The organism is Streptomyces sp. NPDC001380, assembly GCF_042895785.1.
Lineage (GTDB): Bacteria > Actinomycetota > Actinomycetes > Streptomycetales > Streptomycetaceae > Peterkaempfera.
In genome coordinates, this window is record NZ_JBIAWP010000001.1 from 177060 (window position 1) to 203408 (window position 26349).

21 protein-coding genes and 4 pseudogenes are annotated in these 26349 nt (G+C 76.9%); 9 read left to right on the forward strand and 16 right to left on the reverse strand.

Going from position 1 to position 26349, the window contains the following annotated elements:
- Window positions 1–75: 75 nt before the first annotated feature.
- Window positions 76–498 carry a DUF350 domain-containing protein gene (locus tag ACFY07_RS00830; protein WP_230647279.1) on the forward strand — a complete coding sequence of 141 codons (423 nt, stop codon included), beginning with the start codon at window positions 76–78 and terminating at the stop codon, window positions 496–498.
- 74 nt (window positions 499–572) lie between these two features.
- Here the strand turns inward: ACFY07_RS00830 and ACFY07_RS00835 are convergent, their stop codons facing one another.
- Window positions 573–1262 (reverse strand): DedA family protein, encoded by a 690-nt coding sequence (locus ACFY07_RS00835; protein ID WP_390866741.1) that lies wholly within the window; start codon window positions 1260–1262, stop codon window positions 573–575.
- A 369-nt stretch (window positions 1263–1631) separates the two neighbouring features.
- Window positions 1632–1841, reverse strand: coding sequence for a DUF1918 domain-containing protein (locus tag ACFY07_RS00840; protein ID WP_230647283.1), 210 nt, complete (start codon window positions 1839–1841; stop codon window positions 1632–1634).
- A gap of 235 nt (window positions 1842–2076) precedes the next feature.
- Here ACFY07_RS00840 and ACFY07_RS00845 point away from each other — a divergent pair, with 235 nt between their 5' ends.
- Together ACFY07_RS00845 and ACFY07_RS00850 are read left to right on the forward strand one after the other, a co-directional pair.
- Entirely contained in the window at window positions 2077–3288 is a 1212-nt protein-coding gene (locus ACFY07_RS00845) for a DUF5685 family protein (RefSeq protein ID WP_390866742.1), read from the forward strand.
- A 101-nt stretch (window positions 3289–3389) separates the two neighbouring features.
- On the forward strand, window positions 3390–4274 hold the full coding sequence (locus ACFY07_RS00850) for a polysaccharide deacetylase family protein (protein WP_390866743.1): 885 nt from the start codon (window positions 3390–3392) through the stop codon (window positions 4272–4274).
- A 109-nt stretch (window positions 4275–4383) separates the two neighbouring features.
- On the opposite strand, the gene ACFY07_RS00855 is transcribed toward ACFY07_RS00850, so the two are convergent.
- The 9 genes and pseudogenes from ACFY07_RS00855 to ACFY07_RS00895 form a co-directional block, all read right to left on the reverse strand.
- Entirely contained in the window at window positions 4384–4821 is a 438-nt protein-coding gene (locus ACFY07_RS00855; protein WP_390866744.1) for a hypothetical protein, read from the reverse strand.
- 413 nt (window positions 4822–5234) lie between these two features.
- Window positions 5235–6518 (reverse strand): annotated as a pseudogene (locus tag ACFY07_RS00860) (iron-containing alcohol dehydrogenase); the annotation flags it as partial.
- A 97-nt stretch (window positions 6519–6615) separates the two neighbouring features.
- Entirely contained in the window at window positions 6616–7401 is a 786-nt protein-coding gene (pflA, locus tag ACFY07_RS00865) for a pyruvate formate-lyase-activating protein (RefSeq protein ID WP_390866745.1), read from the reverse strand.
- An 11-nt stretch (window positions 7402–7412) separates the two neighbouring features.
- A complete protein-coding gene (gene pflB, locus ACFY07_RS00870; protein WP_390866746.1) occupies window positions 7413–9671 on the reverse strand; it encodes a formate C-acetyltransferase in 2259 nt (752 codons plus the stop codon).
- 233 nt (window positions 9672–9904) lie between these two features.
- Window positions 9905–10519: a GAF domain-containing protein gene (locus ACFY07_RS00875; protein ID WP_390866747.1), complete on the reverse strand. Its 615-nt coding sequence runs from the start codon at window positions 10517–10519 to the stop codon at window positions 9905–9907.
- Window positions 10482–11120 carry an ATP/GTP-binding protein gene (locus ACFY07_RS00880; protein ID WP_390866748.1) on the reverse strand — a complete coding sequence of 213 codons (639 nt, stop codon included), beginning with the start codon at window positions 11118–11120 and terminating at the stop codon, window positions 10482–10484. Before ACFY07_RS00880 ends, ACFY07_RS00875 begins: the two co-directional genes overlap by 38 nt.
- Complete coding sequence (locus ACFY07_RS00885) at window positions 11098–11481, reverse strand: DUF742 domain-containing protein (protein ID WP_390866750.1); 384 nt, start codon at window positions 11479–11481, stop codon at window positions 11098–11100. The genes ACFY07_RS00880 and ACFY07_RS00885 overlap by 23 nt, the downstream gene beginning before the upstream one ends.
- Window positions 11482–11487: 6 nt before the next feature.
- Window positions 11488–11880: a roadblock/LC7 domain-containing protein gene (locus ACFY07_RS00890; protein ID WP_230647304.1), complete on the reverse strand. Its 393-nt coding sequence runs from the start codon at window positions 11878–11880 to the stop codon at window positions 11488–11490.
- Window positions 11881–11971: 91 nt separating this feature from the next.
- Window positions 11972–13585: a sensor histidine kinase gene (locus ACFY07_RS00895; protein ID WP_390866751.1), complete on the reverse strand. Its 1614-nt coding sequence runs from the start codon at window positions 13583–13585 to the stop codon at window positions 11972–11974.
- Window positions 13586–14557: 972 nt separating this feature from the next.
- Here ACFY07_RS00895 and ACFY07_RS00900 point away from each other — a divergent pair.
- A complete protein-coding gene (locus tag ACFY07_RS00900; RefSeq protein ID WP_390866752.1) occupies window positions 14558–15064 on the forward strand; it encodes a hypothetical protein in 507 nt (168 codons plus the stop codon).
- Window positions 15065–15145: 81 nt separating this feature from the next.
- Here ACFY07_RS00900 and ACFY07_RS00905 read toward each other — a convergent pair whose 3' ends face one another.
- Entirely contained in the window at window positions 15146–16096 is a 951-nt protein-coding gene (locus ACFY07_RS00905; RefSeq protein WP_390866753.1) for a DMT family transporter, read from the reverse strand.
- A 446-nt stretch (window positions 16097–16542) separates the two neighbouring features.
- Here ACFY07_RS00905 and ACFY07_RS00910 point away from each other — a divergent pair, with 446 nt between their 5' ends.
- On the forward strand, window positions 16543–16731 hold the full coding sequence (locus ACFY07_RS00910; protein WP_230647312.1) for a DUF4236 domain-containing protein: 189 nt from the start codon (window positions 16543–16545) through the stop codon (window positions 16729–16731).
- A 267-nt stretch (window positions 16732–16998) separates the two neighbouring features.
- The gene (locus ACFY07_RS00915; protein ID WP_390866754.1) at window positions 16999–17877 is read left to right on the forward strand and encodes an aldo/keto reductase; all 879 of its coding nucleotides are present in this window, start codon (window positions 16999–17001) and stop codon (window positions 17875–17877) included.
- A 94-nt stretch (window positions 17878–17971) separates the two neighbouring features.
- Here the strand turns inward: ACFY07_RS00915 and ACFY07_RS00920 are convergent, their stop codons facing one another.
- Window positions 17972–18421, reverse strand: a complete 450-nt coding sequence (locus tag ACFY07_RS00920; protein WP_390866755.1) for a response regulator — start codon at window positions 18419–18421, stop codon at window positions 17972–17974.
- The gene (locus ACFY07_RS00925) at window positions 18418–18804 is read right to left on the reverse strand and encodes a hypothetical protein (protein WP_390866756.1); all 387 of its coding nucleotides are present in this window, start codon (window positions 18802–18804) and stop codon (window positions 18418–18420) included. The genes ACFY07_RS00920 and ACFY07_RS00925 overlap by 4 nt, the downstream gene beginning before the upstream one ends.
- 323 nt (window positions 18805–19127) lie before the next feature.
- On the opposite strand from ACFY07_RS00925, the pseudogene ACFY07_RS00930 reads away from it, so the two are divergent.
- The 3 genes and pseudogenes from ACFY07_RS00930 to ACFY07_RS00940 form a co-directional block, all read left to right on the forward strand.
- Window positions 19128–20003 (forward strand): annotated as a pseudogene (locus tag ACFY07_RS00930) (CHASE3 domain-containing protein); the annotation flags it as partial.
- Between the two features lie 209 nt (window positions 20004–20212).
- Window positions 20213–20467: pseudogene (locus ACFY07_RS00935) on the forward strand (ATP-binding protein); the annotation flags it as partial.
- Complete coding sequence (locus tag ACFY07_RS00940; RefSeq protein ID WP_390867045.1) at window positions 20406–22847, forward strand: SpoIIE family protein phosphatase; 2442 nt, start codon at window positions 20406–20408, stop codon at window positions 22845–22847. The pseudogene ACFY07_RS00935 and the gene ACFY07_RS00940, both read left to right, overlap by 62 nt.
- 125 nt (window positions 22848–22972) lie before the next feature.
- Here ACFY07_RS00940 and ACFY07_RS00945 read toward each other — a convergent pair whose 3' ends face one another.
- On the reverse strand, window positions 22973–24124 hold the full coding sequence (locus ACFY07_RS00945) for a YhjD/YihY/BrkB family envelope integrity protein (protein WP_390866757.1): 1152 nt from the start codon (window positions 24122–24124) through the stop codon (window positions 22973–22975).
- 832 nt (window positions 24125–24956) lie between these two features.
- A pseudogene (locus ACFY07_RS00950) lies at window positions 24957–26195 on the reverse strand (glycoside hydrolase family 64 protein); the annotation flags it as partial.
- Window positions 26196–26349: the final 154 nt, after the last annotated feature.

The window sequence follows — 26349 nt, forward strand, 5'->3', positions numbered from 1 at the left end:
CCGGTGGCCCCGGCCGGGATGCGCTAGGTTGCTGCGGCCCCCCGACCCGCCGCGACAAAGGATTTCGAGACACCGATGAACGACATAGTCCACGGACTGGGCTCCGCCGCCGTCTTCGGCGCCCTGGGCGTCGTCCTGCTCCTGCTGGGGATCCTCCTGGTCGACCTGCTGACGCCGGGGAGGCTCGGCCACCAGATCTGGGTGGAGCGCAACCGGAACGCGGCGGTGCTGCTCAGCTCGGCCCTGCTGGGCATCGGCGGGATCGTCTTCACCTCGATCTGGACCACCTACGACGACTTCGGCAAGGGCCTCGCCTCGACGGCCTGCTTCGGGCTGCTGGGCCTGGTGCTGATGGCGGTCGCCTTCTGGGCGGTGGACCTGCTGACCCCGGGCCGGCTGGGCGAGATCCTCGTCGACCCGGAGCCGCACCCCGCGGTGTGGGTGACCGCGGCGTGCAACGTGTCGGTCGCGGCCGTCGTGGCCGCCTCCATCGCCTGAGCCCGACGTGCCGGTGCCCCCGGCGGCTCCAGGCGGAGCCGCCGGGGGCACCGGCATGTCGGACGGCGGTCCCCTCAGTCGCGCGCGGGGGCGGCCACCGGCTCGGCGTCGGCGTCGGCGTCCGCGGCGTCGTCCTGCGCCCGCCCGCTCCGCTCGTGCTCGGCGTGGGCGCGGGCCGCCCTGCGGCGCACCAGCAGGAACGACCCGGCACCGAGGCAGACGGCGAGGGCGAGCCCCAGCCAGGAGAACCGCTTGAGCCAGTCCTCCGCCACCACGCCCAGGTAGTACACGGCGGCCGTGGTGCCGCCCGCCCAGACGACGCCGCCGAGCACGTTGGCGGTGAGGAACTTCCAGTACGGCATGCGCAGGGCGCCCGCCAGCGGGCCGGCGAAGATCCGCAGCAGGGCGACGAACCGGCCGAAGAAGACCGCCCACATGCCCCAGCGCTGGAAGGACCGCTCGGCGGTCGCCAGGTGGGCGGGGCCGAAGTGCTTCGGGAAGCGGCGGCCGAGCCGGTCGAAGAGCGGTTTGCCGCCCTTGCGGCCGATGGCGTACCCGGCGGAGTCGCCCAGGACGGCGCCGAGGGTGGCGCAGACGCCCACCAGCAGCGGGTCGACCGTGCCGCGCGAGGCCAGGAGGGCTGAGGTGACCAGGGCGATCTCGCCGGGCAGCGGAATGCCCAGGCTCTCCAGTCCGATGATCAGTCCGACCAGTGCGTAGACCGCCCCCGGCGGAACGCTCTCGATCCACGCGTCGATGTGCAACGCCGCTACCTCCGTGGGCGGTGAAGTGCTGCAGGCGGTGAAGTGCTGCTGCCTGCCCGGGAAGCCTAACCCGGCGGGGCGGCCCCGGGCGGCCCCGCACGTGCACCGCACCGCGCGCACGCCCCCGGGTGCGGGCGGGCGCCGACGCCCCGGGGGAGGCGGCGGGCCGGGGGCTGCGGGTGGGGGCGACGGGAGGGCAGCCCCCCGCACGGCCCCGCGGGGACGGCCGGCGGCCAAATCCGCGGGGCCGGAGGAGGACCGTCCGGGCGCAGCCGGTGCGCCCCGGGGTCCGGGGTCCGGACACCGGGGCGCCGCCGCCCCGGACGGACGTGCTCCGGGTCGGTGTGCTGCGGGTCGGTGTGCTCCGGGTCAGCGTGCTCCGGGTCCGGGGTGGGTGGCCAGGTGCTCCACGACGCAGTCCGGGCCGGGGAAGATCAGCCGCTCGTGACCGTCGTCGAAGCGCACCAGGTACGGCGGGGAGCCGCCGGGCCCGCGGACCTCGACGACCCGGCCGATCCGGTCGTGGGCGCCCACCGTGCGGCCGTGGATGTGGACCATGTCCCCGATGGCGGCGTGCATGGCGATCCCTCCTTTCCCTGCGATGGCTCTTCCTTCGTTGGTATCAGGACCGGGCGGCCCTGTCACCCGCAGGAGCACCCGCTCCGCACGGCCCGGACCGTCCGGCGGCCCGGCCGCCGGCCGCCGCGTCCGCACCGGGGTCCCGCGGACCCGTACGGAGACGCGTTCGAGGCCGCCCCTATGCTGGGGCGCGTCCACAGGGGGCCGCCGGGACGGGCGGGGAAGCGGGGGGAACATGTTCGGCATCATCCGGCCGTGCCGGCACCGGCTCTCGGAGCGGCTGCGGGCGTCGTGGACGGCGCACCTGTGCGGCCTGTGCCTGGCGCTGCGCGACGACCACGGCCAGCTCGCCCGGACCGCCACGAACTACGACGGGCTGATCGTCTCGGTCCTCGTGGAGGCCCAGTCGGAGCGCGCCCCCTCCGCGGGGCGCCGCACCGCCGGTCCGTGCCCGCTGCGCGGCATGCGCACCGCCGAGGTGGCGCGCGGCGAGGGGGCCCGGCTGGCCGCGGCGGTCTCGCTGGCGCTGGCGGCGGTCAAGGTCCGCGACCACGTGGAGGACCGGGACGGCGCGTTCGCCCGCCGCCCGGTCGCGGCCGGGGCACGGGCCGTCGCCGACCGGTGGGGCCGGCAGAGCGCCGACGGCGCGGCCGTGGTCGGCTTCGACACGGGCGTGCTGCTGGACGCCGCCGCGCGGCAGGGGGAGCTGGAGCGGGCGGCGGGGCCGGGCACGCCGGTCCTGCGGGTCACCGAGCCGACGGAGACCGCGACCGCCGCGGCGTTCGCGCACACCGCCGTGCTGGCCGGGCGGCCGGGCAACGCGGCGCCGCTGGCCGAGGCGGGTCGCCTCTTCGGCCGGCTGGCCCACCTGCTGGACGCGGCGGAGGACCTCCGGGAGGACGCCGAGCGCGGGGCGTGGAACCCGCTCGCCGCGACCGGCACCGCGCCGGAGGAGGCGGAGCGGCTGTGCCGGGACGCCGTGCACGGCATCCGGCTGGCCCTGCGGGACGCGGAGTTCACCGACGGGGCGCTGGTGCACCGGCTGCTGGCGCACGAGACCGGACGCGCGGTGGACCGCGTCCTCGGCGGCTCCGCACACGCCTGCGCGAGCGCCTCCCACGGTTCGCCGCAGGCGCCGGGGGCCGCGCACCTGCCGGCGCCGCCCCCGCCGCGGCGGCGCGGGCTGCTCGCGGGCTGCGCCATGGCCGCGTACCTGGCCTGCACCTGCCGGCTGTGCTGCAGCGAGGAGTACGAGGGCCCGTGGAGCCGGCAGAAGCGGCAGGGGTGCTGCCACCAGGCCGACTGCTGCGACTGCAGCAGCTGCGACTGCGAATCCGGCGGCTGCTGCGGGAGCGGCGACGGCTGCTGCGGCTGTGACGGCTGCGGGTGCGACAGCTGCGGGTGCGACGGCTGCTGCGACTGCGACTGCTGCGGCTGCGACTGCTGACCGGCCGCGACCGGCAGGACCCGCGGGCACCGGTCCCGCGGCCACCCGACCTCCGGCGGACCGGCTCAGGACGCCGCCGCCACCCGAGAGAGAGCCCCTCCATGCCCTCCGCCATACCCGTGCCCGGTGCTGCTCCCGTGGCCAGGACGCCCGTGCCCGCGCCCGGGCCGTCCCGCACCGCGCCCGCCGCCCGCCGCCCCGGCCGGGCCCGCGCCCTGGCCGCGGGCGCCGCCCTGCTCGCGGCGGCGCTGCTGGGCGGCTGCGCCTCGTACGTGACCACCGCGCCGCGCGACGCCCGGGAGCAGGCCGCGGACCGGCCGCCGTCCGCCGGGAAGGGCGGCTCCGGGGACGCGGCCGGGCTCCCGCCGGGCGCCGTGGACTGCCGGAAGGCCAAGTGCATCGCGCTGACCTTCGACGCCGGGCCCGGCGAGGACACCCCCCGGCTGCTGGACGTCCTGAAGCGCGAGCACGTCCACGCCACGTTCTTCCTGCTGGGCGCGAACCACGTCATGAAGCACCCCGGCACGGTGCGCCGGATCGCGGCCGAGGGCCACGAGCTGGGCAACCACACCTGGTCGCACCGGATCCTCACCGGCACCGGGGAGGCGCAGGTGCGCGACGAGCTCGCCCGCACGCAGGACGCCGTCGAGCGGATCACCGGCCGCAGGCCGGCCGTGATGCGGCCGCCGCAGGGACGCACGGACGGGAAGGTCGCCCGGGTCAGCCGCGAGCTCGGACTCGCGCAGGTCCTGTGGAGCGTGAGCGCCAAGGACTACGCGACGGACGACCCGGCGGTGATCGAGAAGCGGGTGCTGGACCAGGCCGGACGTGACGGGATCATCCTGCTCCACGACATCTACCCGGGGACGGTGCCCGCCGTGCCGGGGATCCTCGCCGGGCTGAAGCAGCGCGGCTACACCGTCGTCACCTTCTCCCAGCTGCTGGCCCCCGCGGTGCCGGATCCGGGCCGGGTCTACAAGCCCTGAGCCGCCGCGGACGCCGGGAGGGCCCGTGCGGAGCCGCACCGCGCCGGGGTGGTGCGGCACACCAGGTGTGACGGAACACCAGGTGCGACGGCTCGCCAGGTGCGGCGGCTCACCGGCTCCCGCCGGCCAGGCGGCGCAGCTCGGCGAGGATCTGCTCCTGCCCGCGGACCAGGGCGGCGAGGTGGCGGCTGTGGTCGGCCTGGCCGGCGGCCAGGCAGCCGACCGCCTGGACCAGGTTGTCCAGGCCGGGATCGGGCGCGGCGGGGTGGGGCGGCTCGGCGGCCCGCGTCTCGGCGGCCCGCGTCCCGGCGGCCCGCGTCCCGGCCGGGTACGCCCACGGGTCCGGCCCGGCCGTCCGCAGGGCGGTGCGGAGCGGGCCGTGGGCCCGGAGATCGGCGCGGAGGTCGGCGGTGTCCCGGTCCGCCATGGCGGCGAGGGCGCGGGCGCAGGCCACCTCCTCGCGCAGGCGCTCGACCTCGGCCTCCAGGACGGCCAGGCGCCGCCCCAGGCCCTCCGTCACTCCCTCGCCGGTTCCGTCCACGGCCACCACGCCCTCCTCCGGTCCGATCGGGGACCCGGGCGGAGCGGGACGCCGACCTTCCGGCGGCGGCCCGCCGTCCGTTCCCCGCTGAGGATTCGCCCCGGGGCCGCCGTCCGGATGCAGGGAGCGGCGAAGTCGGCGCCCTGCCGGCGCACCGGGGCGCCCGGGGCCGGGGCGTCGGGCTCCGCGGCCGCCGCCCTGGCGTGCCCGCCAGACGGGGCGCGAGGATCACGCGACGTCACCGGACCGGTGGGGGCAGGCATGCCGGGGGTCGAACTGCGCCGGGTCTTCCACGTGGGCGCGTCGCCCGAGCGGGTGTTCGCGCACCTGGCGGAGCCGGAGAACCACGCGGGCCTCTCGCCCCTGGTCGTCGCCGTGCGCGACGTCCGCCGCGAGGGCGGGACCGTGCACTGCACGGCGAAGGCCATCCCGGCGATGGTGCCGGCGTTGTGCATGTGCTCCCGGGCCCCGGCGCCGCAGGTCCGGCCGTGGACGGCCCGCTCCAGGTTGCCGAGGACCAGCCGGATCGCGTGCAGGGCGAGGCCGTCGGTGAAGTCGCTCGCGCACACCGGGACGTAGGCCTCGGTGGCGCGGGTGAGGGCGTCGAAGCCGCTGTCGGCGGCGAGCGCGGGCGGCAGGTCGGCGGTGAACAGGGGGTCGGCGATGGCGACGCTCGGGGTGAGGGCGTAGTCGGCCAGCGGGTGCTTCGTGCCGGTCGCGCTGTCGGTGATCACCGCGAACGGGGTGGCCTCGGCGCCCGTCCCCGAGGTGGCGGGGATGCAGACCAGCCGGGCGCGCCCGGCGGGGGCGGGGACGCGGAACGCCCGCTTGCGGATGTCGGAGACCTTCTGCCGCATGCCGGAGGAGTCCACGTCGGGGTGCGCGTACAGCAGCCACATCACCTCGGCCGCGTCCAGGGGCGAGCCGCCGCCGAGCGCGATGACGGTGGCGGGGCGGGACTCCCGCATCAGGGCGGCGCCGTGCCGCACCGCGTCGATGCCCGGCTCCGGCTCCACGGAGTCGATCACCTGGACGACGACCGGCTCGCGGCGCCGGTCGAGGACCCGGCGCACCCGGTCGACGAGGCCGAGCCGGGCCATGGTGGCGTCGGTGGCCGCGGTGACGCGGTGGACGTCCGGCACGGAGGCCAGGTAGCGGACCGACTGCGGCTCGAAGCAGACCTCCGGCGGCGCCTTGAACCGCTGCAGGTTGTCCTGCCGGTTCGAGACGTGCTTGATGTCGAGCAGGTCGGCCGCCGAGACGTTGTCGGACACGGACGTCGACCCCCACGATCCGCAGCCGAGCGTCAGCGACGGCAGCAGGCTGTTGCAGACGCCGCCGATCGCGCCCTGCGACGACGGCGCGTTGACCAGGATCCGCACCGTCCTGATCCGCCGGCCGTACTCCTCGGCGAGCCCCGGGTCGTCCGCGTGGAGGACCGCGCTGCGGCCCTGGCCGTGGAAGTCCACCATGGCGGCGGCGAGGGCGACGCCCTCCTCGGTGGAGCCGGCCCGCAGGACGGCGAGGAGCGGGCAGAGCTTCTCGCGGGTCAGGGGCTCGCCGGGGCCGGCCCCGGCGACCTCGGCGAGGATGACGGAGGTGTCCGCGGGCACGGCGGAGCCGGCCTGCTCCGCGATCCACGCCGGGCTGCGGCCGACCGCCGCCGGGTTGACGCGGGGCTCGCCGCCCGCGGTGCGGCCGCCGCCCGTCGCGGTCCGGTGCCGAAGGTCCCGCCCCGGGGGACCTGCCGACCCGGCGCCGGCGGCTGTCCGTCCCGGCGCCGGTCGGCCCGACGGTCCCTCAGTACGCCTCGAGTCCGCGAGCGGTGAAGCGGTCGCGGACCCGGGCGACCAGCTCCGGGGCGGGCGCGGGGGTGTGCGCCAGCGGGAAGCGCAGCCCGAGCGCCCGGTACTTGGCCTCGCCCAGGCGGTGGAAGGGCAGCACGTCCACGCGGCGGACGCACTCCAGCCCGGCGGCGAAGTCCGCCAGGCCGTCGACGGCGTCGAGGTCGTCGGTCCAGCCCGGCACCAGGACGTAGCGGATCCAGGTGGGCGTGCCGAGCCGGTCCAGCCGCCGCGCGAAGCGCAGGGTCGGGGCGAGCTCCCCGCCGGTCAGGCGCCGGTGCACCGCCGCGTCGAAGGACTTGACGTCCAGCAGCACCAGGTCGGTGCCGGCGAGGAGCGCGTCCCCGGCCCGCTCCCCCAGGAACCCGGAGGTGTCCAGGGCGGTGTGCAGGCCGAGGCCCTTGCAGCGGCGCAGCACCTCGGCGGTGAACGCGGGCTGCAGCAGCGGTCCGCCGCCGCTGACGGTGACGCCGCCGCCGGCCGCCCGCAGGAAGGCGGCGCACGTCCCGACCTGCGCCAGCACCTCGTCGGCGGTGGCGGTGCGGCTGTCGCGCATGTGCCAGGTGTCGGGGTTGTGGCAGTACAGGCAGCGCAGCGGGCAGCCGCCGGTGAAGAGGACGAACCGGGTCCCGGGACCGTCCGCACCGGTGGAGAGGTCCCAGGAGTGCACCCGGCCCGTGACGGCGGCGCCGCGCCCGGGACCGCCGGCCGCCGGGCGCCCGTCCGCAGGACCGCCGGCCACGGGGCGCACGGTCACAGGGCGCCGTGGAAGGTGCGGCTGACCACGTCGCGCTGCTGCTCCCTGGTGAGCCGCACGAAGTGGACGGCGTACCCGGAGACGGGGACGGTGAGGTCCGGGTACCTCTCCGGGTGCTCCATCGCGTCCTCCAGGGTCGCCCGGTCGAGGACGTTGACGTTGAGGTGGTAGCCGCCGGAGGCGGTGTAGGCGTCCAGCAGGCCCACGAGGTTCACGACCCGCTCCTCGGGGGCGCGGCCCAGGCCCTCCGGCGTGACGGTGGAGGTCAGCGAGATGCCGTCGCGCGCCTCGTCGTACGGGATCTTCGCGACGGAGAGGGCGGAGGCGGCCATGCCGTGGCGGTCGCGGCCGTTCATCGGGTTGGCGGCGGGCGCGAAGGGGGCGCCCGCCGGCCGCCCGTCGGGGGTGGCGCCGGTGTGGCGGCCGTAGACGACGTTGGAGGTGATCGTGAGCACCGACAGGGTGTGCTCCGCGCCCCGGTATGCCGGCCGGCGGCGGATCTTCGCCATGAAGGAGCGCACCAGGTCCACCGCGATCGCGTCGGCCCGGTCGTCGTTGTTGCCGTACGCCGGGTAGTCGCCCCCGACCTCGTAGTCCACCGCGAGGCCGGAGGCGTCGCGGACCACCCGCACCCGGGCGTGCCGCACGGCGGAGAGGCTGTCGGCGGCCACCGACAGTCCGGCGACGCCGCAGGCCAGGGTGCGCCGGACGGGGTGGTCGTGGAGGGCCATCTCCAGCCGCTCGTAGGCGTACCTGTCGTGCATGGCGTGGATGACGTTGAGCGCGTCGACGTAGGTCTCCGCGAGCCAGTCGAGCATCCGGTCGTACGCGGCGGCGAGCTCGTCGTAGGAGAGGTACGCGCCGGTCAGCGGTGGCAGCTCCGGGCCGACCTGCTCGCCGGTCATCTCGTCGCGGCCGCCGTTGACGGCGTACAGCAGGGCCTTGGCGAGGTTGACGCGGGCGCCGAAGAACTGCATCTGGCGGCCCGTCTCCGTCGCGGAGACGCAGCAGGCGATGGAGGTGTCGTCGCCGGTGACCGGGCGGAGCAGCTCGTCCGACTCGTACTGGATGGAGCTGGTGTCGACCGAGACCTGTGCGCAGAACCGCTTGAACGGCTCGGGGAGCCGCGGCGACCACAGCACGGTGAGGTTGGGCTCGGGGGCGGGGCCCAGGTTGTGGAGGGTCTGCAGGAAGCGGAAGGAGGTGCGGGTGACCAGCGGCCGCCCGTCGGTGCCGACGCCGCCGATCGCCTCGGTGACCCAGGTGGGGTCGCCGGAGAACAGCTCGTCGTACTCGGGGGTGCGCAGGAAGCGGACGATCCGCAGCTTGACCACGAAGTCGTCGACCAGCTCCTGGGCGCGCACCTCGTCGATGCGGCCCTCGGCGAGGTCGCGTTCGAGGTAGACGTCGAGGAAGGTGGAGGTGCGGCCGAGCGACATCGCGGCGCCGTTCTGCTCCTTCACCGCCGCCAGGTAGCCGAAGTACAGCCACTGGAAGGCCTGCTGGGCGGTGGCGGCCGGCCCGGAGACGTCGAAGCCGTAGGAGGACGCCATCTCCTTGAGCTCGCCGAGGGCGCGCACCTGCTCGGACAGCTCCTCGCGGTCGCGGATCACGGCCTCGGTGGACGGCTCGCCGTCGAGGGCGGCCTTCTCGGCGCGCTTGGCCTCGACGAGGCGGTCGACGCCGTAGAGGGCGACCCGGCGGTAGTCGCCGATGATGCGGCCGCGGCCGTAGGCGTCCGGAAGGCCGGTGATGACCCCGGCGCGGCGGGCGCGGAGCATGGCGGGCGTGTAGGCGTCGAAGACCGCGGCGTTGTGGGTCTTCCGGTACCTGGTGAAGACCTCCACGACCCTCGGGTCGGGCTCGTGGCCGTAGGCGCGCAGGCCGTTCTCGACCATCCGCAGGCCGCCGTTGGGCATGATGGCGCGCTTCAGCGGCGCGTCGGTCTGCAGCCCGACGACCAGCTCGCGGTCGCGGTCGATCCAGCCGGGGCGGTGCGAGGTGGTGGTGGAGGGGGTGGCGGCGTCCACGTCGAGCACGCCGCGGCGGCGCTCCTCGGGGAAGAGGGCGCTGACCTTCCCCCACACCGTGCGGGTGCGGTCGGTGGGGCCCTGGAGGAAGCCGGGACCGCCCGGGTAGGGGGTGTAGTTGGCCTGGACGAAGTCCCGCACGTCGACGCGGCCGCGCCAGCCGGAGCCGGTGAAGCCCCGCCAGGCGGTCCCCTCCGCCGTCGCCTGAGGTGCCGTCACTGTCATCACTGCCTCCGCACGGTGGCCGGGAACGCCTGCACCGCCATCCTCGGCCCGCGGTCCGCGGCGGGACACGGCCCGCCGGGGCCGGAGTGCGGGGCCGTCCGGGCCGGCCGCCCGGGACGTTCGGGCCCCGGCGGCACGGCGGTGCGGCAGGGCGGCGGTGGACGGCGGGCGGTGCGGCGGCGGGCGGTGCGGCGGAGAGCCGGTACGGCGGAGGGCCCGGGCCCGGGAGGCGCTCAGCCGCGCTGCCGGCCCCGCGCCTCGATCCGCTGCACCAGTTCGGCGGCCATCCCCTTGATGGTCTCCAGGCCCTCGCGTCCCCACGGGTGCGGGTCCTGGTCGACCACGCAGACCGTGCCGAGGACGACGCCGGTGCTGTCGATCAGCGGGGCCCCCAGGTAGGAGAGGACGTTGATGGCGTCGATGACCGGGTTCCCGGCGAAGCGCGGGAAGTCGCGGACGTCCTCCAGCACCAGGGCGCGGCGGCGCCGGACCACGTGCGGGCAGATGCCCATGTCGATGTTGCGCGGCATGATGCGGCCCGGCACCGGGTCGTCGAGCAGCGGCGCCCCCGTGTGCACGGTGGTGTCCTGCGCCTTGCTGTACAGGCCGGCGAAGTACTGGCGGTCCGCGTCCAGGAAGAGGTTGACACCGGAATAGCAGCCGCCGGTGCGGATCGCCAGCTCGCGGGCGAAGGCGTCGAGCTCCGGGTCGGGGCGGGCGTCGATGCCCAGCTCCCGCAGCCGCTCGGTGCGGGCGCGCACCTCCGGGTCATCCGGGGGGAGGAGCAGGTGGCGCAGGGCGATCCCGGGCTCAGGCCCGGAGGAGGGGGTGCTCGGCATCGCTGCCATCGGGACTCCTTGTCGTGATCAGGTACTGGACCAGGGAGAGCAGCACGCGGATGCCGGAGCTCTGGACGCGCGCGTCGCACAGCACCACCGGCACCTCCGGCCGGAGGTCGAGCGCGGCGCGCACCTCGTCCGGCCCGTAGCGGTGCGCCCCGTCGAACTCGTTGACGGCCACCACGAAGCGGATGCCGCGGCGCTCGAAGAAGTCCACCGCGGCGAAGGAGTGGTCCAGCCTGCGGGTGTCGGCGAGCACCACGGCCCCGAGCGCCCCCTGCGAGAGCTCCTCCCACATGAACCAGAAGCGCTCCTGGCCGGGCGTGCCGAAGAGGTAGAGCACGTGGGCGGGGCCGAGGGTGAGGCGGCCGAAGTCCATGGCGACCGTGGTGGTGGCCTTGTCCTCCACCCCGTCCAGCCGGTCGGTGGCCGCGCTGACCGCCGTCAGCATCTCCTCGGTGCTCAGCGGCTCGATCTCGCTGACCGCGTTGACGAACGTGGTCTTGCCCACGCCGAACCCGCCGGCGACCAGCACCTTGACGCCCGCCGGCAGGACGTCGCCGGGCGCCCGGCCGGGGCCGTCCGGGTCACAGTCGTCGGAGAAGGCCATCGAGCACCGCTTCCAGGAGGTGGGGGTCGGGGAGGACGTGGCGGCCCGGCGGCGCCGGGTCGAGGTCGCGGGAGACCAGGGCGCCCCCCTCGGCCAGGTCGGAGAGCAGGACCTTGACCACGGCCGCGGGCACCCGCATGCGGGCGGCCACCTCGGCGACGCTCACCGGCTGCTCGCACAGCTCCAGCACCTGCGCGTGCTCGAGGCCGAAGGTGCCCTGCGCCGGCGCGCCGGTGGCCCGCACCATGGTCATCAGCGTGAAGTGGGACGTGGCCCTGGTCCGCCCCTCGCTGACGGTGTAGGGGCGGACGAGCCGGCCCGCCGCCTCGTCCAGCAGCGGACCGTCCGTGACGTCCGGCATCGCCGGCTACCCCACCGGCTGGCGGGGCGGGGTGGCCAGGTGCGGGCGCACGCTCTTGACCAGCATCGCCATCTCGTAGCCCAGCACCGCCGCGTCCGCCTCCCGGCCGGCCAGCACCGCCAGCACCGCGCCGTGGCCGGCCGCGGAGACGAACAGCATCGAGGTGCTGAGCTCGGTCACGACCTGCCGCACGTCGCCGCCGTCGTCGAAGCGGCGGCCGGCGCTGCGCGCCAGCGAGTAGAGGCCGCCGGCCAGCGCGGCCAGGTGGTCCGCGGCGTCCTTGTCGAGCCCCTGCGCGGCCTTGACCAGGCCGTCCGAGGACAGCAGCAGGGCGCTGCGGGTGTGCGGCACCTTCTGCACGAGGCCCGCCAACAGCCAGGAAAGGTCTTCGCTCGCCACGATCGTGTACTCCTCCTCGACAACCGGAAACGGCTCGGTGGACGGGGCGTCCCGGCCCCGCCGGGCTCCTCCGCCCGGGCTCCCCCGCCGCTCAGGACTCCCCCGCGGGCCCGGACGCGCCGGCCTCCTCGGCCAGGCTGAAGCCGCTGCGGAAGGCGGCCATCAGGCCGGGGTCGTGCTCGACGTCCTCCGGGGCGGCGGAGGCGCGGGGCGGCTGCCGCCACGCGGCGTCGTCGTCCTCCCGGCGGCGCCGGCGGGGCAGCGGGGGGCGGCCGTCCGCCGCGGGGGCGGGCCCGGGCCGGGGCTCGGTGGCGGCCCGCTGCCCGGGTGAGGACGCGGGCACGGCGGCGTGCGCGGGTGCGGGGGCGGCGTCCGGGTCCGGGGTCCGGCCGGGCTCGCGGGGGGCGGGTGCCTGCGCCGGGACGGCGGCGGGCGCGGACGCCGCCCGCGCGGCCGGCTCGGGCCGGTGCTCAGGCTCCCCGGCGGACCCGGCCCCGAGCAGGGCGGGCGGCAGGACCACCACGGCCTGCGTGCCGCCGTAGACGTTGCTCTGCAGCCGCACGGCGATGCCGTGCCGCCGGGCCAGGGCCGCGACCACGTACAGGCCGATCCGGCCGTCCTGGAGCAGGTCGCCCAGGGCGACCGTGTCCGGCGAGGACAGCAGGGCGTTCATCCGGCCGCGCTCGGCCGGGGACATGCCCAGGCCCCGGTCCTCGACCTCGATCGCCACACCCGCGGTGACCGGCTCCACCCGCAGCTGCACGACGGTGTGCGGCGGGGAGTACACCGTCGCGTTCTCCACCAGCTCCGCCAGCAGGTGGACGACGTCGACCACGGCGTGGCCGCCGACCGCGCCCTCGATCGGGGGGACGAGCTTGACCCGGGCGTACTGGTCGATCTCGGCCACGGCGGAGCGCAGCACGTCGGTGAGGCCGACCGGACGGGTCCACTGGCGGTGGGAGCCCGCGCCGCCGAGCACGGCCAGGTTCTCGGCGTACCGGCGGATGCGGGTGGAGAGGTGGTCGACCCGGAACAGGCCCTTGAGCAGGTCGGGGTCCTCGACCTCGTTCTCCAGGTCGTCCAGCAGCCCGATCTCGCGGTGCACCAGGGACTCCAGGCGGCGGGCGAGGTTGGCGAACACCTCGAACCGCTCCAGGCGGGCGCCGTGCTCCTCGCCGCCCGCGCGGGCGGCGGCCTCCAGGACGGCCGTCTCCGCCTCGCGCCGGGCCTCGGCGATCTCGTGGCCCAGCCGCGACAGGGCGTCGGGGCCGGGCAGCGGCGACGGCTCGCGGCGGGGGCGCACGGGGTGGCCGCCCTCCTCCAGGCCGCGGCGCAGCTCGGCGAGCCCGGCCCGGCCGTCGGCCACGGCCCGGACGAGGCCCTCCAGCGCGTCCAGGTCCCGGTCCAGCGCCGCCCGGTCCCGGTCCACGGCCTTCCGGTCGCGCTCCAGCACGGCGCGCTCGTGGTCCAGCGCGGTCCGCTCCTGGCCGGCCGACCGGGACAGCTGCGCCCAGCGCACCGAGACCGTGCGGGCCTCCGCGGAGGCCCGCATGCCGGCGACCCCGGCCGCCACGGCGCCCAGGAGGGCCGCGCCGCCGAACACGGCGCCCTGCTCGGCGGAGTCCAGCCGGCCGCCGGCGGCCAGCGCGGTGGTGGCGGCGCCGGCGAGGGCCACCACCCCGGGCGGCAGCACGGACAGGAGCACCAGACGCCGCCTCAGGGTCCTGGCGTCCGCCGCGGGCGGCACGGGGGCCGGGGCGGTCCAGGCCGGACGGCCGGCCGGCGGCATCGAAGGATCAGGCATCGGGGTCCCTGGGGCGTGGCGGTGATCGATCCGTGAAGGTAGAGGCGCACGTTACCCTCCGCCGCCCCGCGCGTCAGCCCCCGCGGACAGGAGAGATCCAACCGTTGCCTCGGCGGTCCGGGGCGGGGTCACCGCGGCCTTCCGCGGCCTTCCGCGGCCTGCGGACGGCGGCCCCGGGGACGCGCCGGGGAGGGGTGAGCAGGGGGCGGGCGACGGGTGGCGGGCGACCGGCGGGGGACGACCGGCGGGGGACGACCGGCGACGGACGACCGGCGGCGGGGATCGCACGGCCGTGCCGCGCCGCGGGTCCGCCCGGCCCTGTGCCCCGGCCGCGCGGCGCGGCCGGGGCAGGGGGCGCGGCCGGGGCACAGGGGGTGCGCGGGCACGGGCGGCGGGGGGCTGGGGCGGCTCCCGGCGGGACTCGCGCCTCCCGGCGGAGGGGCCCGGCGCGGTCCGGAGAGGGACGGAAACCGGCCTGGGAGGTGAGGTCCGTCACGGGGGCCGCGAGTCCTCCGACGGTCCGTAGTACCCGGCCGGAGGGCGGACCCGGCCCGCAGGCACGGAAAGGGCATTCTCGGCAAATGAGACACGAGCGCCGGACGGAGGCCGTCCGCGCAGCTCAGGAGGGGTGACAGCAGCCGGGGCGACGGGGGCACCGGACCCGCACCCGGTTCCGCGCCGTGTCAAGAGGAGGCGCGCGCCTACGACGGCACGTCGTAACGGCGCTCTTTGCCGCTCTGTCCATACCCCCCACACGATGACGGAAACCTCCGGGGCGAAGAAACCTCGCCGCCCTTCGTGCGGCACCCCGCTCCGGAGGACGGGTCGACGCAGACCGCCCCCGCCCCGCCCCCGAAGCACCAGGAGAGGTACATGCCCTCGATGTTCACCCGCGCCGCCGCCGTCTCCGCCCTCTGCCTCGCCGGCGCCGCCATCCCGGTCAGCGCCTACGCCGCCCCCGCCCAGGGGACCGCCGCGACCAAGGCCGCCGCCCGCTCCTCCGCCATCGCCGATACCGCGCTCGCCCGCGTCGGCACCCACGGCGGCCAGTGCAAGCAGTTCGTGAACGACATGGTCCAGCGGGCCGCGGGCGCCGGCCTGGGCGGCGGCTACTACTCCGACTACGTGCGGGCCGGCGGCAAGCACGTGGGCGCCGCGCAGGCGCACAAGGGCGACGTCATCCAGCTGAACGTCCCCGGCAGCCCCGACTCCTTCCGCAGCGGCATGCACACGGCGATCATCGTGGCCAAGGTCGGCAAGCACACCTTCAAGGTCGTCGACTCCAACTTCGTCGGCCCCGAGACCGTCGGCACCCACGTGTGGAACCCGTACAGCCGCGCCGCCGCCAAGGGCCTCGAGGTCAACATCTGGCACTTCTGACCGCCCCGCCCGCACCGGGGCGCGACAGCGCGGGGCGCCGCAGGGCGGACGCCCGGACCAGGGCGGCGGCACGCCCGCGGCTCAGCGGGCGGGAACCCGCGCCGCACCGGCCCCCTCCCCGGCACCGGCCGACGGCCGCCCCCCGCGGGACCCGCGGCGGGACACCGCCACCCCCGCCAGGCAGAGCACGCCGCCGGCCAGCGTCAGCGGCCCCGGCACCTCACCGAGCAGCAGCCACGACATCAGCACCACCAGGGCCGGCACCGCGTAGGTGGTGGCGCCCATCCGGCCCGCAGCGGTGCGGGCCAGGGCGAACGCCCAGGTGGTGAAGGCCAGGGCGGTCGGGAAGACCCCCAGATAGACCATGTTCAGCGTCGCGGACAGCGGCGCGCGGGCCGCCTCCGACACGAGGACGCCCGCGAAGGGCAGACAGGCCGCGGTCCCCACGAGGCAGCCGAGGACGGTCACCTGCAGCGCCCCCGCGTACCGGAGCGCCGGCTTCTGCGCGACGACCCCGCCCGCGTACGCCGCCGCGGCGAGCAGGCAGAGCAGCACGCCCAGCACGGAGGAGCGCCCCCCGCCCGACATCGAGGCGCCCACGACCACCGCACCGGTGAAGGAGACCGCCATCCCGGCCAGCAGCCGGCGCGGCAGCCCCTCGCCGAGGAACCGGGCGCCGAGCAGCGCGATGAGGACCGGCCCGATGTTGACGACCATGGCTGCCGTGCCCGCGTCGACCTCCCGTTCGCCCCAGTTGAGGACGACCATGTAGGCGCCGAACCACAGGACCCCCGAGCAGAGGATCCCGGGCCAGGCGCGGCGGTCGGGCAGCCCCGTGCGGCGCACCAGGGCGAACGCCCCCAGCACCAGGGACCCGGTGAGGAGCCGCCCCAGCGCCAGGGCGCCCGGCGAGTAGGCCGCGCCCGCGCTGCGGATGGAGACGAAGGCCGAGGCCCAGAGGACGACGGTCACGGCGGCCGCCGCCAGGGCGGGCCACGCCCTGCGGCCGCCGGCGCGCGGGGGTTCTGTCATGCGGCAGACGTTAGGTCGAGGACGTTTCGAGGTTCAACGGCATATCGCGCCTCCCGTCCCGGGCCGGGTGTCCGGGGCGCGGGACCCGGCCGCGGCGTACGGGGGGACGCCGGGGTCGGGCCGGGAGCACGTGAACGCGAGGGAGCGTTACATGTACATGATACATCACCCCTCGCATCCGCGCCCTCACCCCGGGCGACCGGGCCGCCGGGCGGGACGGGCCCGCGGCGCCCCGCCGCCGGGCGGCCGGGTCCGGCGGGTCCGGCCGGGCGGGCGGGTCCGCCCCGGGCGCACCCCCGCGGAGCCGCCGGGGCGCGGCCTCCGCACGTCCGCCGCCCCGCGGGGAGCGGACGGCCGCGCACATGCGCCCGCCGCCGCAGGGTAGGTGCGGCGGGCCGGACCGTTCCGGCGACCTGACGAACCGTCACCGGACCGAGGAGAGCGCGATGCCCCTGACCTTCCGCAAGTCCTTCACGATCCTGCCCGGAGTACGGCTCAACGTGAACCGCAAGTCGCTCTCGCTGACCCTGGGCCGCAACGGCGCCCACCGCACCTGGTCGACCACCGGGCGCACGACGACCTCCGCCGACCTGCCCGGCCCCTTCGGCTACCGCCGGACCACCCGCCGCGGCTGACCGGCCCACGCCGCGTCCCGGCCGCGGCGGACCCCGGCCCGGGGTCCGCCGCGGCCGGGGCGCGTCACGGTGCGGCGGGGACGGACACCCTGCCGGGACGCGCCGCGCCCGGCGCGGACCGGGGCGCACGCGGGGGCGGCGGCGCCGGCCGGGTCCGGCGGATGCCGGGCGGGCCGGGGCCTGCAGAGCCTCCGCGCCCCGGGAATGGATCTCCGGCAGGGCGGGTTGGCCGAGGAAGGACAACGACGTCACGAGAGGACACGGCACGTGGGCAACGACACGACCGGCACCGCACGTCCGGCCGCCGCGAGCGGCTCCTTCCGGATCGGTGGCGACCTGCCGGTCACCCGTCTCGGCTACGGCGCCATGCAGCTCACCGGCCAGGGCGTGTGGGGCGAGCCCCGCGACCGCGCCGAGGCCGTCCGGGTGCTGCGCCGCGCCGTGGAGCTCGGCGTGGACTTCATCGACACCGCCGACTCCTACGGCCCGTTCGTCAGCGAGCAGATCATCCGCGAGGCCCTCCACCCGTACGCGGACGGCCTGGTGATCGCCACCAAGGGCGGCTTCACCCGCCCCGGGCCGGGCGTCTGGGAGCCGGTCGGCCGGCCCGAGTACCTGCGCCAGCAGGTCGAGCTGAGCCTGCGCCACCTGGGCCTGGAGCGCATCGACCTCTACCAGCTCCACCGCATCGACCCGCAGGTCCCGCTCGCCGACCAGCTCGGCGCCCTGGCCGAGCTGCGGGAGGCCGGCAAGATCCGCCACATCGGCCTGTCCGAGGTGACGGTGGCCCAGATCGAGGAGGCCCGCACGGTCACGGAGATCGCCTCCGTGCAGAACCTGTACAACCTCGTCGAGCGCAAGTCCGAGGACGTGCTGGAGTACGCCGAGCGGGAGGGCCTGGCCTTCATCCCGTGGTTCCCCATCGCCACCGGCGAGCTGGCCCGGCCCGGCGGCCCGCTCGACGCGGCGGCCCGGGAGCACGGCGCGACCCCGGCCCAGCTCGCCCTGGCGTGGCTGCTGCGCCGCTCCCCCGCGGTGCTGCCGATCCCGGGCACCTCCTCCGTGGCGCACGTGGAGGAGAACATCGCGGCGGCCGGCATCGAGCTGACGGACGCGGAGTACGAGGCCCTCACCGACGCGGTCTGACGGGCCGGTCCGGGGGGTGTCCGCAGGCGGGGTCCGCGCACGGCGCGGGCCCCGCCTGCGGCGTACCGCGTGCCGCGTGCGCGGTCCCGCGGCGTCAGTCCCGGGGGAGCTTGGCGGCGACGTCGAGGTAGAAGGCGTCGATGCTGCGGACCGCGCGGGTGAAGTCGTCGAGGTTGACCGGCTTGGTGACGTAGGCGTTGGCGTGCTCCCGGTAGGCGCCGGAGACGTCGTCGGGCGCGGCGGAGGTGGTGAGCACGACCACCGGGATGGCCCGCAGGCCGTCGTCGTCCTTCAGGACCGACAGGAACTCGCGGCCGTTCATGCGGGGCATGTTGAGGTCCAGCACGATGAGGTCGGGCCGGGGCCTGGCCGGGTCGCGCAGGTACTCCAGCGCCTCGACGCCGTCCTGGACCTGGGCGAGGCTGCGGGCCGCCCCCCGGTCCAGGAGGGCGTCCTCGATGAGCAGCGCGTCGGCGGGGTCGTCCTCGACGAGCAGGACGTCGTAGGGCAGGACGTCGCGGAAGGAGGTGAGGGCGGCCGTCATCGTGGGCTCCGGGAGGTGCGTGGGGCGGGGCGGTGGGGCGGTGCGGCGACGAGGCCGGGCCAGCGGCGCCGGGCCCCCTGCCGGCTGATGCCGCAGGCCTGTCCGAGCTGGGGGTAGCCGGCGCCGGCCTCGGCGGCCTCGCGGGCCGCCCGGTCGACGAGGCGGTCGGCCGCCCGCTGGAGGTGGACCAGCAGGTGGAGGCGGGCCAGGGCCTCGGCCGGTCCGGTGTCGCCGGTGCACACCTGCCCGTCCCCGCCGCCCGGCACACCGACCGGGTGGAAGGCCCGGCGGGCCAGACGCTGGAGCAGGTCGTCGAGTGCGCCCTCCAGGAGGGCGGCGATCTCCTCCTCGGTGAGGCGCAGGGGGAAGGGGGTGCCGGGCATGGGGAAAGAGTAGACAGTCCGCCCCCGGCCCGACAACAGGTGTTGTCGGCTGCCTGTACTGTGTCCCTGCCCCGGCGAGGACGGCGGGGGTGCGTCGTCCGTGCGCAGGCCCCGGCCCGTCGGCGGCGGGACGGCGGCGCGGGAGGTGGCGGGTGGCGGTCGAGACCGCGGGGGCGCGGTCCGGTGCGGAGGAGGCGGCGCCCGGCGGCGGCGCGGGCCGCCTGCCCGCGTGGACCACCCGGCAGTGGCTGCGGGCCGGCGTGGCCGCGGCGCTGGCGGTGCTGGCCCTGCTCGGGACGCTCGGCGCGTGGACGCTGGCGCGCATGACCACGGCCATCGGGCAGCTGGCGGACACCGGGTCCCCCGCGCTGGTCGCCTCGGTGCGCCTGGAGACGGCGCTGGTCGACCAGGAGACCGGCATCCGGGGCTACGGGCTGTCCGGGCGGCGGGAGTTCCTCCGGCCGTACACCCGGGGCCTGGCCGAGGAGGAGGCGGCCGCTGCGCGCCTGCGCTCCCTGGCGGGCGGGGACGCCCGGGCCCGCGCGGACCTGGACGCGGTGCTGTCCCGGGCCGGGCGGTGGCAGGAGGGGTTCGCCCGGCCGGTCGCCGCCGCCCCCGCCGGCGCGCCGGTGGCCCTGGCCTCCGAGCGCGCGGAGGCCGGCAGGGCCGCGTTCGACGCCGTGCGCCGGGCCTCCGCCGACCTGCAGCGGCACCTCCGGGACGAGCAGGCCCGGGCGAGGGCGGACCTGGACCACGCCCTGGTCGTGCGCGACTGGACCTTCTCCGCGATAGCGGCGGTCGTCCTCCTGCTGGCGGTCCTGGCGTTCGAGGGGCTGCGCCGGGGGGTCACCGGCCCGCTGGAGCGGGTGTCGGCGGACGCCCGGCAGGTGGCGGAGGGCCGCTTCGACCGGCCCATCACCCCCACCGGCCCCGCCGACCTGCGGCTGCTCGCGGCGGACGTGGAGGCGATGCGGCGCCGCCTGGCCGACGAGCTCTCCTCCGCCGAGGAGGCGGGGCGCGCCCTGGACGCGCAGGCCGCCGAGCTGCGGAGGTCCAACACCGAACTGGAGCAGTTCGCCTACGTGGCCTCCCACGACCTGCAGGAGCCGCTGCGGAAGGTCGCCAGCTTCTGCCAGCTCCTGCAGCGCCGCTACGGCGGGCGGCTGGACGAGCGCGCGGACCAGTACATCGGCTTCGCCGTCGACGGCGCCAACCGCATGCAGACCCTGATCAGCGAGCTGCTGGCCTTCTCCCGGGTGGGCCGCGTCCACCAGGAGCGCGCCGCCGTCGACCTCGGCGCCGTCCTCGCGGCGGCGCTCGACGACCTGGGCGTGGCCCTGGAGGAGTCGGGCGCCGAGGTCGGGCGGAGGCGCTGCCCGTGGTCACCGGGGACGCGACCCAGCTGGGCGTGCTCTGGCAGAACCTGCTGTCGAACGCCGTCAAGTTCCGCAGCCCGGAGCGGCCGCCGCGCATCCGCGTCGGCGTGGAGCGGGACGGCGGGATGTGGCGCTTCTCGGTCGCCGACAACGGCATCGGGATCGAGCCCGAGTACGCCGAGAAGGTCTTCGTCATCTTCCAGCGCCTGCACACCAGGGACGCGTATCCCGGCACCGGCATCGGGCTCGCCCTGTGCCGGAAGGTCGTCGAGTTCCACGGCGGCACCATCGGCGTCGACACCGCCCACGCCCCGGGCACCCGCGTCGTCTTCACCCTGCCCGCGGACGGCCCGCCGGACCCGGGGTGACCGGCCGCCCGCGGTCCCCGGCGCCCGCCGGGGCGCCGTGCCGCCTCCGGCGTGCCGCGGCACCGGCGCGGGCGTACCGTCCGGGTATGGGCGATGCACGGCGCGCGCGGGTACGGGGCTCCCCCGTGCCCGGGTGCCCACGCGCACGGGCCACGGCGGGCCGGGGGCGGTGGCGGTGACCGGGGCGGCCGGCCCGGACGGCGAGGAGTCCTGGCCGCTGGACGCGGCGCTGCTCGGGGCGCTCCGCGAGACGGGCGCCGCCGCCGCCTGGCTCTACCTGCTCTCGGCCGACCGGCGGGTGCTGGTGCTGGCGGTGCTGTGCGGCCTGCCGCCGGAGTTCATCGCCCCCTGGACCAGGATCGGGACGACCGCGCCGCTGCCCGTGGCCGAGGCGGTCCGCGACCAGCGCCTGGTGTGGGTGGGCGGCCAGGAGGACCTGGTCCGCTGCTATCCGCGCACCGCCCTCGTCCTGCCGTACGCGTTCTCGCTGGCCGCCGCCCCCGTCACCGGCGCGCGGCGGTGGGGGGCGGTGCTCCTCGTGTGGCCCGGCGAGCGTCCGGCGGCGGAGAGCGACCGCGAGCGCTCGGCCGTCGCCCGCACCTGTGCACGGCTGGCGGCGCTGCTGGACGAGCGGGCCGCGGCGGACGCCCCCCTGGAGCCCCCCGCCGAGCCGCGCGTGCTGCCGACGGCGGCCGGACGGGGCGTGCGGCAGCCGCCGGAGACGGCGGCCGCGTTCGCCGAACGCCTGCCCGGGGGCTCCTGCGCCCTGGACCTCGAGGGCCGGATCACCTTCGTCACCCTCGGCGCCGCCCGCCTGCTCGGCCGTCCCGCCGAGGACCTGCTGGGGGAGCTCCCCTGGCGGGCGCTGCCCTGGCTGGACGACCCACTGTACGAGGACCGCTACCGCTCCGCGGTCATCAGCCGCCGGCCCGCCTCCTTCACGGTCTGCCGGCCCCCGGACCGCTGGCTGCGCTTCCGGCTGTACCCCGACGCCGGCGGCATCAGCGTGCGCGTCACCTCCGCCGGTACCGGCCCCCGGCCCGCGGAGCCCGTCCCCGAGCCCGCACCGGGCGGCGGGCACGCCGGGGCGGGGCGGCTGTACCGGCTCATGCACCTGGCGGCCGCACTGACCGAGGCCACCGGGGTCGAGGACGTGGTGGACCTGGTCGCCGACCAGATCATGCCCGCCTTCGGCGCGCAGTCGCTGGCCATGGCCACCGTCGAGGGGGACCGGCTGCGGATCGTGGGGAGGCGCGGCTACCCGGCCGGGACGGCCGACCACCTCGGCGGGCTGTCCCTGCGGGACACCTCCGACCCGGCGGTGCGCTCCCTGCGCAGGGGGGCGCCCGTCTTCTTCGCCTCGCCCGAGGAGCTGGAGCGCGTCCACCCCGCGGTGAGCCGGGTCAGCGACAGGCAGGCGTGGGCGTTCCTGCCGCTGGTCGCCTCCGGCCGCCCGGTCGGCTGCTGCGTCCTCGCCTACGACCGCCCCCGGCCCTTCGGCGCCGACGAGCGCGCCGTGCTCGCCTCCCTCGCCGGCCTCCTCGGACAGGCCCTGGAGCGCGCCCGTCTGTACGACGCCAAGAACCGGCTCGCCTGCGGCCTGCAGCGGGGGCTGCTGCCCCGCGCCCTGCCCTCCCTGCCCGGACTGGAGGTGGCGGCGCGCTACCTGCCCGCCACCCGCGGCATGGACATCGGCGGCGACTTCTACGACCTGATCCGGCTCGACGCCACGACCGCGGCCGCCGTCATCGGCGACGTCCAGGGGCACAACGTGGCGGCCGCCGCCCTCATGGGCCAGGTCCGCACCGCGGTCCACGCGTACGCGATGGCCGGCGCGCCGCCGGACGAGGTCCTCGTCTGCACCAACCGGCTGCTGACCGACCTCGACCAGGACCTGTTCACCAGCTGCCTCTACGCCCGGATCGACCTCGTCCGCCACCGCGCCTGCCTGGCGAGCGCGGGCCATCCGCCGCCGCTGCTGTGCGGGGCGGGCGGGCCGGCCGGCCCGATCGACATCCCGCCCGGGCTGCTGCTGGGCATCGACCCCGGCGCGGACTACCCCCTCGCCGAGGTGCCGATGCCGCCCGGCAGCCTGCTGGCGCTGTACACCGACGGCCTGGTCGAGGAGCCGGGCACCGACCTCGACCGGGCGACGGCGGACCTCGCCCTGCACCTGGACACGGTGTGCGGCCGGGACCTGGAGGCGCTGGCCGACGACCTGCTCGACCACGCCCTCCCGGGCGGGCGGCGCACGGACGACACCGCCCTCCTGCTGCTGCGGGCCGTGGGCCGGGAGTGACCCCGCCCGGCACCGGCACCGGCACCGGGCACGTCGGGGGGCCGGGGCGGGAGGCGGCGGCACCGCGGGTGCGGACGACGCGCCCGACCCGGCGGTCGGCGGGCCCGCCGTGCGCGGGGCGCGGGTCAGGCGGCCGACCCCGGCGGGTCCTGCGGATCGCGGCGGCCGGGGCGGCCGGAGGAGCCGGGGCTCCCGGGGGCGTCGGGAGCGTCGGGGCCGTCGGGGCCGTCGGGCGGCACGGACCGGTCGTGCGGGTGGGGCCGGTCGTGCGGGTGGGGCCGGTCGTGCGGGCCGCCCTCGGGCGGGCGCTGGCGGAAGTCCACCTCGACGTCCTCGAAGCCCTTGTGCGTCTCGGTGGCCGCGTAGGACGCGTACGCCCGCCGGTCCCCCCAGGTCAGGTGGACGCGGTCGGTGAAGGGCGTGAGGAGGTTGCGGGGCCACAGGTGCCGGATGCGCACCACGCCCGCCTCCGCGCACAGCACGAAGACCAGGGCGGCCAAGTACAGCCAGGCGATGAGGCCGAGCACGATGCCGAAGAGGCCGTAGGTGGCGCTCGTGCCCTGCAGGACGTGGCCGACGTAGTAGGTGCCGACGGTCTGCAGGGCCTGCCAGGCGAGTGCGGCGGCCACCGCCTCCCGCTTCAGCCGGCGCAGCGGGACGTACCGGGCCGTGAGGGTTTTGAGGACCAGCAGCACCAGCAGGGTGTTGAGGGCGACGGAGCAGGCGGTCGCGAGCACGCGCAGGCCCGCCCCCGCCGCGGCGCCGTAGGCGTGGGCGCTGGTGGTGAAGGAGGCAAGCAGGGTGGTCAGCACCAGGCCCGCGCCGAGGATGAGCAGCAGCAGGAGGCTGCGCAGCCGGGAGGTGAGCGGGTTGGGCCGGGCGTACCGCGGGACCGCCCAGATCCGGTTGAGGGCGTTCTGCACCGCCTGGGCGACGCCGAGGCTGCCGTAGAGGCTGCCCGTCAGGCCGATGACCAGCGCCGGGACGCTGCCGTGCAGGAAGTGGATGTTGCTGCCGAGCTGGTCCCCGATCACGGGGAACTGGCTGAGCGCGGAGTGCAGCACCCGCTCCTGGAGGGCGGGGTCGTCGCGGAGCACGAAGCCCAGGACGCTCACCAGCAGGAGGAGCAGCGGGAACAGCGAGAGCAGCCCGTAGTAGGCGATGAGGGCGGCGAGGTAGGTGCCCTGGTCGTCGGCGAACTTGTACACCACCGCGAGCGGCACGGCCGCCCAGGCGTGCCGCCGCTGGAAGCGGTCGAGCCGGGCCGCCGCGCGCATCCGTCCTCCTCGCTGTCCGGACAGCGTCCCCGTACGCCCTCTCCTGCCCCCGCCGCCCCCGGTCATGGGGGCGGCGGGGGCAGGTCCGGCGCACGGGCTGCCGGCGGTGTCCGCGGGGACGGCCCGGCGGGCGGCGCGCCGCCGGGCCGCGGTGCGGGCGCCGGGCCGCGGTGCGGGCGCCGGGCCGCGGTGCGGGCGCCGGGCCGCGGGCTCAGCCGAAGGGGACGGTGAGGACGGAGCCGGAGTCCACCCGGAGGGTGGAGGGCCCGCTGCCGATCGCGTTCCAGACCTCCACCCGGACCGTGCCCCCGTCGAGGTTCCCGAGGGTCCCCGAGGCGGAGAGGAGGCCGCTGCGGGAGGCGGTGTACTCCTCCCAGCCGGGGACGGGGTCGGTGGCGAAGTAGCGGTAGGTCTCGACCCGGTCGAAGGTGCCGTCGCCCGTCAGGTCGTACGACACCCTGGCCTGCGGGGCGAGGGCCACGGTCGTGCCCGCGTCGGCCCCGAGGCGGAAGTCGGTCGCGGATCCCGGCCTGAAGGTGCCCCGGACGTTGCGCACCTCGTACACGAGCGGGTGGTACGGGGTGCCGTCGTGGTTGGCCCCGTCGGCGGACGGGACGGTGTCGGCCGACGCGGAGGCGGCCTCGGTGGCGGCCAGCTGCCCGCCGGAGCGCAGGTGGAGGGTGCCGCCGGTGACCGGGACGGGGGTCGGGGAGGTGGCGGTCGGGGTCGGCGAGGAGGTGGCCGTCGGGGAGGAGGTCGGGGTGGGGGACGCGGTCGGGGTCGGCGACGCGGTCGGCGACGCGCTGTCGGTCGGCGTGGGTGCGGGGCCGTCCGCGAGCGGGTCGAGGGTCATGGACGCCGCCTGCGGGTCGCCGTCGTGCACCAGCGACTCGTGGGCGCCCACGTCGTCGAAGGCGAAGGCGTAGGCCCTGCCGTCCGCCATCCGTGCGTGGACCTCGCGGGCGTAGACGTTGGTCACCGGGTCGGCGTAGAAGGCGGCCGCCGAGGTGTCCGGCTGGTCGGGGTCGGTCAGGAGCGTGGTCCGGTTGAAGCCCGCGCAGAGCGTGCGGGCGATGGGCCCGCGCACCAGGTCGTTGGGGGCGTCGAGCCGCTTGTAGCAGCCGAGGACGCTGTCGGAGTCGGGCTTCTGGAACGAGGTGACGACCGCGCCGGAGCCGTCGGTGAAGTCCATGTGGTCGCCGGAGACCCTCCCGCGGTAGACCAGGTCGGGCCGGTCCGCGAAGGGGGTCACCGTCAGCGTGGCGGTGGAGTACCTGCTCCAGACCCGGTCGATGTAGTCGTCCAGCACGGTGGGCGCCAGGGTGCCGGCCTCGATCGCGTGGCCGGGCCCGAGGGCCCGCAGGACCGTCCCGTCGGCGCGGGTCTGGATCGTGCCGCCCCAGCCGGGCTGCGCCCTGAGCGCGTCGAAGAAGCCCTGGTAGCCGCCGGGCACGAGGTGGCCGGTGGTGGCGGTGGTGCCGTCGGCGCGCCGCACCCCGACCGCGTAGGGGGCGGAGAACATGTCGACCTGCGTGCTGTTGATCCAGAGCCCGCCGTCGTTGAGCGTGTACTCGGACCAGTTGAAGAGGATGTCCCGGTTGGGGTCGGTGGGGTTCTGCACTGCGGGCTGCACCAGGCCGCCGGTGGTGAGCCGGAAGTCGAGCCTGCGGCCGTAGGAGAAGTAGATCCGGCCGGAGAACTTCGGGATGCGGATGGTGGTCGACGCGCCGTCGGCCGGGCCGGGGATGGAGGCGTCGGGGGCCGGCGAGGGCGGGATGGTGCCGGCCGGCCACGGGTGGAAGACGCCGTCGGCGTCGGCCCAGCCCTGCCGCCCGGTCGAGAGCTCGGTGCCCAGGTCGTAGAGGTAGACCGGCTGGTCGAGGCCGGAGCGGTTGGTCAGCGTCAGTGGGATCGTGTCGGGCACCGCCGCGCGGGCGGCGGGCGCCGGGGCGGCGAGGGCGAGGCCGCCGGCCAGGAGCGCCGCGGCGGCGGTCGGGGCGAGGGCCCGGCGCAGCGCCTCCCGGAGGGGTCTGCGGGCGGGTGCCCTGGGGGGTGTCCGTCTCACGGTCATGCGTGTCCTCCTCAGCAGGGTGGGGTGCGTCGGGGCGTGCGGTGAGCGGTGAGCGGTGCGACCGGCGTGGACGGCGCCGCGCCTCCGGGCCGGGACGCGTCTCCGGAGGCACGGCGGCCGGTCGGCGGGCGCCGGCGCGGCCGCGGGCGGTGCG

What these genes read in the sequence shown, in the direction of transcription:
- ACFY07_RS00830 (WP_230647279.1), top strand. Translation starts at nt 76, where the DNA reads ATGAACGACATAGTCCACGGACTGGGCTCCGCCGCCGTCTTCGGCGCC.
- ACFY07_RS00840 (WP_230647283.1), bottom strand. Translation starts at nt 1,841, where the DNA reads ATGCACGCCGCCATCGGGGACATGGTCCACATCCACGGCCGCACGGTG.
- ACFY07_RS00845 (WP_390866742.1), top strand. Translation starts at nt 2,077, where the DNA reads ATGTTCGGCATCATCCGGCCGTGCCGGCACCGGCTCTCGGAGCGGCTG.
- ACFY07_RS00850 (WP_390866743.1), top strand. Translation starts at nt 3,390, where the DNA reads ATGCCCTCCGCCATACCCGTGCCCGGTGCTGCTCCCGTGGCCAGGACG.
- pflB (WP_390866746.1), bottom strand. Translation starts at nt 9,671, where the DNA reads ATGACAGTGACGGCACCTCAGGCGACGGCGGAGGGGACCGCCTGGCGG.
- ACFY07_RS00875 (WP_390866747.1), bottom strand. Translation starts at nt 10,519, where the DNA reads ATGGCAGCGATGCCGAGCACCCCCTCCTCCGGGCCTGAGCCCGGGATC.
- ACFY07_RS00880 (WP_390866748.1), bottom strand. Translation starts at nt 11,120, where the DNA reads ATGGCCTTCTCCGACGACTGTGACCCGGACGGCCCCGGCCGGGCGCCC.
- ACFY07_RS00885 (WP_390866750.1), bottom strand. Translation starts at nt 11,481, where the DNA reads ATGCCGGACGTCACGGACGGTCCGCTGCTGGACGAGGCGGCGGGCCGG.
- ACFY07_RS00900 (WP_390866752.1), top strand. Translation starts at nt 14,558, where the DNA reads ATGCCCTCGATGTTCACCCGCGCCGCCGCCGTCTCCGCCCTCTGCCTC.
- ACFY07_RS00905 (WP_390866753.1), bottom strand. Translation starts at nt 16,096, where the DNA reads ATGACAGAACCCCCGCGCGCCGGCGGCCGCAGGGCGTGGCCCGCCCTG.
- ACFY07_RS00910 (WP_230647312.1), top strand. Translation starts at nt 16,543, where the DNA reads ATGCCCCTGACCTTCCGCAAGTCCTTCACGATCCTGCCCGGAGTACGG.
- ACFY07_RS00920 (WP_390866755.1), bottom strand. Translation starts at nt 18,421, where the DNA reads ATGACGGCCGCCCTCACCTCCTTCCGCGACGTCCTGCCCTACGACGTC.
- ACFY07_RS00925 (WP_390866756.1), bottom strand. Translation starts at nt 18,804, where the DNA reads ATGCCCGGCACCCCCTTCCCCCTGCGCCTCACCGAGGAGGAGATCGCC.
- ACFY07_RS00945 (WP_390866757.1), bottom strand. Translation starts at nt 24,124, where the DNA reads ATGCGCGCGGCGGCCCGGCTCGACCGCTTCCAGCGGCGGCACGCCTGG.